Source organism: Bacillus pseudomycoides DSM 12442, assembly GCF_000161455.1.
Lineage (GTDB): Bacteria > Bacillota > Bacilli > Bacillales > Bacillaceae_G > Bacillus_A > Bacillus_A pseudomycoides.
This window is the reverse complement of sequence record NZ_CM000745.1, coordinates 5,548,254-5,557,614: the sequence shown is the minus strand read 5'-3', so window position 1 is coordinate 5,557,614 and position 9,361 is coordinate 5,548,254. Positions and strand designations below refer to the sequence as shown.

Sequence of the window (9,361 nt, the reverse complement as noted above, 5' to 3'; positions counted from 1 at the left end):
GATATACAACCAAAATTACACAACATATCACTTCTTTCGAATGGTACAATTAGGAAAAAGGGGGAGAAGTAATGCAAAATCTAGAAATAAAAGAGATTAAACTACTTGATAAAGATATTGAAGAGCTTTCTGAACTTTTGAAAACTGTAGTAGATGATGGAGCGTCAATAGGTTTTTTACCTCCACTGGAACAAGAAGAATCGACAAAGTATTGGCAAACTGTTTTAGCACCAGAGGTGATATTGTTTATTGCCAAAATAAACAATAAAGTGGCAGGCAGTGTTCAATTGCATTTAATTACAAAGCCGAATGGAATCCACAGAGCTGAAATTTGCAAGTTAATGACTCATCCTAGCTTTAGACGTAACGGTATTGGACGTTCACTTATGCAAAAAGCAGAAGAAAGAGCAAAACAAGAAAGTAGGTCTCTTTTAGTATTAGATACTAGAGAAGGAGATCCTTCCAATAGATTGTACAAGTCATTAGACTATCAAGAATCCGGCAAAATACCGGGGTATGCAATTTCTCCGAATGGTGAATTTGATGCAACGGTTATTTATTATAAATTTATTTAGTTTTTTATTTGAAAAGAGAGATAGTTTTTAAACAACATTATTGGTATTTATTTCTGTGATGAATATTTGCAAGTAAGTTCCGTAAATAAATATTTAATATAGGAGATGGGAAAATGTTATTTTTCGAAGGGGAAAACATAAAAAATATTTTACTTCAATCTTGGTCGATAGAATCAAGTTCTAAGTGGACTTTAAACAATCCTGCAATGGGACAATGTGGTGTAACAGCACTAGTGATAAATGATTTGTATGGAGGAGAAATATTAAAGACAGAACTTGAAGAAGGATGGCATTTTTATAATGAAATCAATGAAAAACGTTATGATTTTACAGAAAGTCAATTTCCTAGTTCTATCGAATATATGGATGTTCCTTCTAATAGAGAAGAAGCTTTTGCAGATACAAATGACAAACAATATAATTATTTAAAGCAAAGAGTAAACGAAAAAATAACAAATGAATAGTAATTACCTTCCTTCGAATATTTTTATTCGTAGTTTTTTTTAATGTTATTCTTCGTATTCCAATTCTTTTTTTAGTTTAGCTGTTTTTTCTTTCAAAACTTTGAGTTAAATATTTAACTTCCGCTTTCGAGAATTATGTAAAGGAGCTGTCCATATGGGCAGCTTATTGTATTTTTTGCTTAGCGTGTTTTTTTCTAAAATGCTGGCGGTACCCCATCGCCATCAACCTAAGAAAACAGGTCACCCCCCATAACGAAAATTTTACCTTTTTACAGTTATTTATGAGAATTCGACTCATCTTTTTCGTTTTTGGGACAATTAATCCCTTAAGTTGATAGATATGTAATGATACCTACACTGTAACTGAAAAGTAACAATAATTACATTAATGGATATTTTGTTTCGTTAAATTAAAAAATATTACATTTTTGTTACAAAAACTATTGATTATATTTAAATATTATAATATAATTCTGTTTGTGGAAATAAAAACTAAAATTACACATTATTTGGGGGATATAGAAAATGAAGAAAGCTATTTTACCAATTTTGATGTCTACAATGTTTATCGTTCCTGCAGTATCACATGCAGAAAAACAAGATAATATGAAGCAGGACGCTCCAAAAGCAGAACAGACAATGCAACAAAGTGGTTGGGTAAAAGACGGAGAAACATGGTATTTCTATGATCAAAAGGGTATGAAGAAAACAGGATGGCTACAAGATGGAGGAAAATGGTACTACTTTGATGCAAGCGGAAAAATGAAAATGGGCTATATTGAAGATGAAAATGGAGCTTACTTATTAGGAACAGACGGTGCACTGTATACAAATACGGGATGGGTTCAATATGAGGGAGATTGGTATTACATTCTCGAAGGCGGAAATCTACACATGGGCTATCTTAAATATAATGATAAAACATATTATTTAGATGGATTTAGTAAAGGGAAAATGCGAACAGGTTGGATAGGAGAATTCCTACAAGGTAATTATTTCCTTCCTGATGGCTCAATGGTAACGGGTTGGAATTTAATTAATAATCAGTGGCATTATTTCAAAGATAACGGAGGTGCTTATAATGGCTGGTTAAGTTATCAAGGAAGCTGGTATTACTTTGTTGGTGCTAAGATGCAAACAAGTTGGGTACAAGATAAGGATAATTGGTACTATATGAATGCAGATGGCACAATGAAAACAGGTTGGGTACAAGATAATGGAAATTGGTACTATTTACAATCTAATGGTGCAATGGCAGTAGGAAAACATTTCATTGATGGTAAATGGTATTCATTCAAAGATAATGGCGTTATGATGTAACAAAGGGTTTTTTATTGAATAAATGACATCAGATATCTATTTTAAGATATTTCTATAATGAAAAAAGACACCTGTGAGGGTGTTTTTTTTCATCCCTCTGATTAATCTAGGAAGAATAACTTTTATAACAATAATGGGTAGTAAGTACTCTTAAGTTGATGGCGATGTGGTGCTACCCCACGTCCATCAACTTAAGAAAAATAAACGCCCCAAAACGAAAAAAATAAGCGGACTTCTGAAAATAACTATCTGTAGAGAAAGAAAATTTTTATTTAGGGGGTATATTAAAACCTTAGCTTGATAGCGATGTGGGGCGGGACCCATGCCCATCAACCTAAGATTAAGTAAAAGTCCGTTCAACTAGATTTTTTCTGTTTTCTAAAGAGGTGATATCAGCTATCTAAAAATCTGCATACCAAATAAACCCTAACGGGTTTCATTTTTTTAATTAAGCTACATGATTATGAGTAACGAAACAAGTGTATATGACACCCAATATATCAAAGACTGTTTTCTTCTCATATCGATGAGATTTCCTTCCGTTTTTCTGCAAAAAATTAAACAAACGAAGCAAGATTTTTGATAGTTCTTGAGTATCTTTTTGTAGAGCTTGATAAAGAAGTAGAAAGTAATCTTTAATAATATAAACCGCTTTATATTCACTCAGCTCTCGTTTCTTCTTGGTGAGGAGTAATTGACGCATTTGAAACATGGTGGAGGAACAAAGAAGGATACTAATTAATTGTCCATATAAATGACATTCTAACCGTTCTAATTTTACAGAATTACAATGATGAATACGAAAAAATGATTTCCATGTTTTAAATATCAATTCAATTTGCCATCGTAAGGAGTAAAAATCGTATACTTGTTCCCTTGGTAGGTATTCCGAAGGGATATTCGTAATGTAGAAGTTGATTGCACTAAGTCGCTTACTGCGTTCTTTATAGGTGATTTGCTTCTTGTGCTCTTTAGATGCTAAGTCCTTTTGTCTACGTTTCATTTGCGTTTCAGTTAATTTATACAGAATAAGTCTTGCAGGAAGTTTTTGATACATTCCAATATAAATCTCAGGAATCTCATATGTTTCACCAGACTGTAATTGGTCAATAAATTGCTCCATATCTAGTTGGACGTACTCAGAGTGTTTTTTTATTGTTCCATTTTGAAAGTATTCAGGCTCTCTATTCTTCTGATATATACGAGTATTGAGCTTTAATCGAGAAATAAAATAAGCACCACACTCGTCTATCGTATGCAGATCTTTCAAATCAAAATATCCTAAATCACGTATACATACATCGTGCGGTTGAAGAGACGTTAAGCAAGTAGAACCATAATTTTTATCATTGTGCTTTCCAGACCCTACATGAACATGTAAAAACTGACCACTAAGTAAATCGTACTCTAGTTGAATTTTCACACCAGCACTATGACCACTACCTCCTGAACCTTGATATGTAGAAGCAAATTTATCTGGAATCTGAAAATGTGTAGAATCCAATACACGAATACTGCGAAAATGGTTTGTATATAAAGTTGAAATCTTACTAGATGTACAGAGTTGTTGGTGGAGTAAATAGGTTAATATTTGTTGTAAAAACTGCACAGCCTGAGAATTAAATCGTTGATTGAGTCCTTCTGGACTCATAGAAATACCTGTATTCGTTTCTAAGCGACTACATAATTGTGTCAATGAAGTATGAGCTATATTTTGGCTTAACCAAACACATAGAGCCACTAAATCTTGAGCACGGTATTTACTTTTTCTTTGAACAAATCCTATCTCTCTAGCTAACTGTTCTAAAACATGTGGTGACATATATCGTTGTAATTCTTTAGAAAACAATTCTAGTTCATCTAAAATCGATAAATTCATACAAAAACGCCATCCTTTCGTGTATGTGGTTAACAAAAGAATAGCGTTTTTTTACATATAAGGAATAGTCTAAATTGCTACCTGAATAATAAAGACAAAACATTTTTAGATTCTTGTACATTTTTTATTTGGTTCCAAGATCCTCTATGAATTAATCACAATAAAATTTTCACTTCACATAGTTCATATTAGATGGTGTAAGGAATTTTTTAATCTGCAGTTTCTGTAGTAATTTCCATCCCATAAACCCAACTAAGAGGCCAACCAAATGAAAAATAATACTAGTAGTGTCAAAAGTACCTACTAACATGACAATATACAACAACTCAATGCTTAAAGTTAATTTAACAAAGAGCATAAAAGCTGCTTTAGAAGAGCGGAACCTATGAAATAGAATAGGAATTAAAAATCCCAATGGAATCAATAAGATAATTGGTTTAACTGCATGAGCTATCCAATAACCAGGTATGTTATATAGAAAAAGGGTATAGAAAGGTGTAATATCAATAAAAGTGCGAAGCAACCACATTACATCATGATTTCTTGAAAATTGCTCAATAATCCTAAGAAACCACTCACGACCAACGCTATTTCCTAAGTACTGATACCAAATAAAGAATAATATATAAGGAACAAATAGAGACCATGCAGAACGCTTTATGAATTTTTCATATGGAAAAATAGATTTTTGAAGCTCCCCTCCAATAGAATCTGGTTCTCCAAAATGTTGTATCGCCAATTGTTTTGCTTGCTCTATAGACATTCCTTGTTTAACATACTCTTCCTTTAAACTAATAAGATGATCAAGTAATTCTATAGCTAGTTCCTCACGGGCTGACCTATCTAGATTAGTCTTTTTTACAATACATTCTATGTAATTTTCAAACTCTTTCATGCGAATTCTCCTTTCCGACAAGCTTGAATAAGTGCAGTGATTTGTCCCCAATAATCCAGCTTCTTCTCTAGTTCCTGCTTTCCAGCCTTAGTAATACGGTAAAATTTCCTTTTCATTCCACTTTCTGATTCTCCCCAGTATGATTCAATCAAATTTTTTTGCTCCATTCGTTTGAGTGCTGGATATAGTGTGCCTTGACTCATATGGTAAACGTCATTGCTTTGTACTTTAAGTTTTTGAATGATTTCATAACCGTAAGTATCATGGTGAGAAATTATAGAGAGTACAAGTATATCAATGCTTCCCTTCATCATTTCTTTGTCCATTTTTTCACCTCCTAAAACATATCGTAACACGACATATGTCGTAAAACAACATATGAAGATAGAAAATAACATCTTTCATTATGAAAGATGTTATTAAGATCCTAGCTGTATAAATTTTTCTTTTTACTTGTTTTGGATAAATACACTTATCTTAAGTTGATAGTTCCTCAAAACGAAGAAAATTTTCGTTTTGGGGTATTTGTTTTTCTTAGCTTGATGGTGATGGGGGCGGGACCCCTTATAAGTGATATTCAAATGACTAAACGAGGTAAATATCTCAGAATTTTTCTATTTATTTTACCAAGTAAAGTAATATTTTATCTGAATATTCTTTACGTTATTGAATTTAAATGGGTTATAATGCAAATTAAGAGTTGAGTTACCCAATAAGTCTGTAAAAATGGAGGTTATATTGATGATTTCAAAAAACGAACTAAATTTTAGTCTCTTGGCAGAAACACAATTAGCTTCTCCAATGTTTAAACAGAAAGCATACGATATTTACAAAGAACTACGTGCCTTTCAACCTGTTTATCCTTTATCTCTATGCGAACAAGGACAAGGGTGGCTTATTACGAGATATGAAGATGCTATGGCTTTATTAAAAGATGCAAGATTAATGAAAAATTTTGAGAATGTATTTAGTAAAAAAGAGGACGTTAAAGTTCCTTTTTCGCTAGAAAATAGGGAGCTTTTAAGAAATCATATGTTAAACTCAGATCCCCCCGACCATCACCGTCTACGGTCACTTGTTCAAAAAGCATTTACTCCTCAGATGATTTTGCAACTTGAATGTCGAATTCAACATATCGCTGATGCTCTATTAAATAAAGTTGAACACACTCATTCAATAAATCTTGTAAACGATTATGCCTTTCCCTTACCCATTATGGTAATTAGTGAAATGTTAGGAATTCCTCTTGAAGATCAGCATAAATTTAGAATTTGGTCACAGGCGATCATTGATACTCCACTTCGACTAGAAGATGTTCAAAAAAATAATCAAAAATTAGAAGAATTCGCTGAATATATACAGTATTTAGTTTATAAAAAAAGAAAAAATCCTACAGACGATTTAATCAGTGCACTAATACAAGCGGAAAGTGAAGGAATAAAATTAAATGCATCAGAGTTATACTCGACAATTACGTTGCTTATTGTTGCTGGACATGAAACAACTGTAAACCTAATTGCCAATATGACACTAGCATTGTTAGAGCATCCAGTTCAATTACAAAAGCTTCTTCAAAACCCTGATTTAATCGATTCAGCTATTGAAGAAGCGTTACGATTTTACAGCCCCGTTGAATTAACTACTATACGTTGGACAGCAGAACCGTTTACAATGCATGGCCAAGATATTCAATCAAAAGATAGGATTATTATTTCACTAGCATCTTCTAACCGTGATGAAAAAATTTTTTCAAACGCTGATGTTTTTGATGTTACAAGAAAAAATAATCGTCATATTGCATTTGGTTATGGTAGTCACTTTTGTCTTGGAGCATCACTTGCTCGTTTAGAATCAAAAATCGCAATTTCTACATTATTACGCCGTATGCCAAATTTACAGATTCAAGGTGAAAGAGAGCAAGTGAAATGGAAAGAAAGCTATCTAATGAGGTCATTAGAAGAATTACCTTTACAACTTTAATTAGTATAATTTTTAATAAATGGTAAGTTAAAAAGCCGCTCTCCATGAAGTGCACCTCCGATTGTTAGACTGTGTCTAACAATCGGGGTGCACTTCATAGGAAATCGGCTTTTTATAAGTGAAAAATTGCTTAGTGTAAGAAAAGGTAGTTTTTTATTCCAAAAATTGTCTTAACGTAGGTTTTATGTCATTTGGTTGGCGGGACCCCATGCCCATCAACTTAAGAAATTAATTGTCCCCCAAAAACGAAAAAAATGAGCCGAATTCTATAAATAACTGTAAAAAGGTAAAATTTTCATTTTTGGGTGGTTCCAAATCCTTAGCTTGATGGACATGAGGCATCGCCAGCATTTCGGAGAATAGCCACGCTAAGGATTATTTACACAGTAACAAATTGCAAAAAAAGAAGACGGTAAACCCACCTCCTTTATCTATTACCATGGAAGATCAGCTACTTTGAAATAAAGTTCGATTAAAAATAGCGCACAATTACTACTCAAATTGATAAGGAGTATAGAAAATAGTCTTACCTAAATCGAGTTAAATGCTAAACATCAAAATTAGCATTTTGGGCAAGTCTCACGTACTGACCATTTTTTTCATCTCTAATGACAGCTCCTAACTGAGCTAAATCTTCTCGTAGATATTTAGCATCTGCCTTTTTCTTTTCTTTCAATGCACGGTCTCTAGCATAAAGTAATACATTAATTTTTTCGGGAAAATCAGTATGTCCTAAAGCCCATCGCTCATATTCGCTACCAAATGGATCAGTTTCATTCCATGAATATTGATGCTTATTAAAAGCTTCTCGTACAGTATCCTTCTTCACTTCAATAACTTCTCTATATAATTCATTACTCTTTTGCCCAAGGATAATTAAATGCTTATTTTCTATATAGATTGCTAAAATGTCCTTTTTATCAATGATAATTATTTTTTCTCCAAATTTTAGTTGCAAATTATTGTAGGAAATTGTGACTTCGATACTCTCATTTAAAATAATAAAACCCAATAATAAACCTGCTATTGTTCCAATAACGGTGGCAATACTTGAAACCCATAAGCTGTTAAAGAATGTAATGAGTAAAATCAACTTCTCCATTGGAACTACTGGAAGTTTTAGTATCCAATTGGCAATGATGGGAACAAACCAACCAATCAAACCACCTAATATCATGGGTACTAAAACAATAATTACTTTTTGGGGCTTACTATGTCCAAGAAATGTTTCGCTTTCTATCATAATCTCTATCCTCTCTATTAAATTAGTTATAAACAATATTTTGGAATTATATATCGACATATAAGTCGCAGATATGCAGAATACAACATGGCCGCTACTGGTTTACTCTCTTTGTTTTAAACCTCGCATGTGTCAGGAAAAGGCCCTGACCGCTTCTCTGAACGGCCAGCTGCTCTCGTCCTCCCCTAAAAAGAAAGGGGTTTTTATGTCATTTTATTAACTTATATATAAATGATTTTTTGTTTTCATTATTTAACTATTTTCAATATGCTTTTTATCAATTCTTCACTATAATTTTCTAAACTCATTTTACTTTGGTTCGATATCAAAGATTCTGATATCGAACCTTGAATAATTGTTGCGGTCACTTGAATATTAAAATCTCCAAATTCTTTTGATTCCTGCCCCTGTAAGAGAATTTCTTGTAATAAACCCTTTATTAAATCTTCTTCATCGTCTTCTAGTAAATAATAAGGAATATGATCTGGTGTTCGTGCATTAAAAACTATTTCAATTAAAGCGATATTATTTGTTCGGTTTATAACCTGATAAGCTAAACTTGCTTCGATAAATGCTTTTAATTTTTCTGTAGATGCTTGTTTTTGACTAACTCTTGCATTAATAAATAACCATTCTTGTTCAACTAAATACATTAAAGTATTGTTCATCAAATCTTCTTTACCAGAAAAGTGATAAGAAATTAACCCTGTACTTATGTTTGCTTTTTTTGCTATTTTCGACAAACTTGTACTTACATACCCAACTTCTCTTAAAACTTCAACAGCGGCCTTAATTATTTGTTCTCTTCTTGCTTCTGTTATAAAAGATTGCCTGTCTTCCATAAGAATCACCACCTTATAAATTGTTCACTATTTTTAATTGAACATTCATTTTTTTGATTGAACGTTCAATTAATTGAATTTTATATCCTTTTCCTATTCTTGTCAAATCTAATTGGGGGCCCACCACATCGCCATCAAGCTAAAAAAGTGTATCCATAAAACG

9 protein-coding genes are annotated in these 9,361 nt (G+C 32.5%); 4 read left to right on the top strand and 5 right to left on the bottom strand.

The window, feature by feature from the left end:
* Positions 1–71 precede the first annotated feature (71 nt).
* From BPMYX0001_RS28070 to BPMYX0001_RS28060, 3 genes are all read left to right on the top strand, one after another.
* A complete protein-coding gene (locus BPMYX0001_RS28070) occupies positions 72–575 on the top strand; it encodes a GNAT family N-acetyltransferase (RefSeq protein WP_006097542.1) in 504 nt (167 codons plus the stop codon).
* Positions 576–688: 113 nt separating this feature from the next.
* Positions 689–1,039, top strand: a complete 351-nt coding sequence (locus BPMYX0001_RS28065) for a YunG family protein (RefSeq protein ID WP_033799517.1) — start codon at positions 689–691, stop codon at positions 1,037–1,039.
* Between the two features lie 525 nt (positions 1,040–1,564).
* On the top strand, positions 1,565–2,359 hold the full coding sequence (locus BPMYX0001_RS28060) for an N-acetylmuramoyl-L-alanine amidase family protein (RefSeq protein ID WP_006097540.1): 795 nt from the start codon (positions 1,565–1,567) through the stop codon (positions 2,357–2,359).
* A 448-nt stretch (positions 2,360–2,807) separates the two neighbouring features.
* On the opposite strand, the gene BPMYX0001_RS28055 is transcribed toward BPMYX0001_RS28060, so the two are convergent.
* The 3 genes from BPMYX0001_RS28055 to BPMYX0001_RS28045 form a co-directional block, all read right to left on the bottom strand.
* The gene (locus BPMYX0001_RS28055; protein WP_006097539.1) at positions 2,808–4,238 is read right to left on the bottom strand and encodes an IS4 family transposase; all 1,431 of its coding nucleotides are present in this window, start codon (positions 4,236–4,238) and stop codon (positions 2,808–2,810) included.
* A gap of 169 nt (positions 4,239–4,407) precedes the next feature.
* The gene (locus BPMYX0001_RS28050) at positions 4,408–5,133 is read right to left on the bottom strand and encodes a VanZ family protein (RefSeq protein WP_016132912.1); all 726 of its coding nucleotides are present in this window, start codon (positions 5,131–5,133) and stop codon (positions 4,408–4,410) included.
* The gene (locus BPMYX0001_RS28045; protein WP_016132913.1) at positions 5,130–5,459 is read right to left on the bottom strand and encodes a PadR family transcriptional regulator; all 330 of its coding nucleotides are present in this window, start codon (positions 5,457–5,459) and stop codon (positions 5,130–5,132) included. Before BPMYX0001_RS28045 ends, BPMYX0001_RS28050 begins: the two co-directional genes overlap by 4 nt.
* A gap of 415 nt (positions 5,460–5,874) precedes the next feature.
* Here BPMYX0001_RS28045 and BPMYX0001_RS28040 point away from each other — a divergent pair, with 415 nt between their 5' ends.
* Entirely contained in the window at positions 5,875–7,113 is a 1,239-nt protein-coding gene (locus tag BPMYX0001_RS28040; protein ID WP_018767729.1) for a cytochrome P450 family protein, read from the top strand.
* 547 nt (positions 7,114–7,660) lie between these two features.
* On the opposite strand, the gene BPMYX0001_RS28035 is transcribed toward BPMYX0001_RS28040, so the two are convergent.
* Positions 7,661–8,356: a YqeB family protein gene (locus BPMYX0001_RS28035; RefSeq protein WP_006097535.1), complete on the bottom strand. Its 696-nt coding sequence runs from the start codon at positions 8,354–8,356 to the stop codon at positions 7,661–7,663.
* Between the two features lie 248 nt (positions 8,357–8,604).
* A complete protein-coding gene (locus BPMYX0001_RS28030) occupies positions 8,605–9,198 on the bottom strand; it encodes a TetR/AcrR family transcriptional regulator (RefSeq protein ID WP_006097534.1) in 594 nt (197 codons plus the stop codon).
* Between the last annotated feature and the right edge of the window lie 163 nt (positions 9,199–9,361).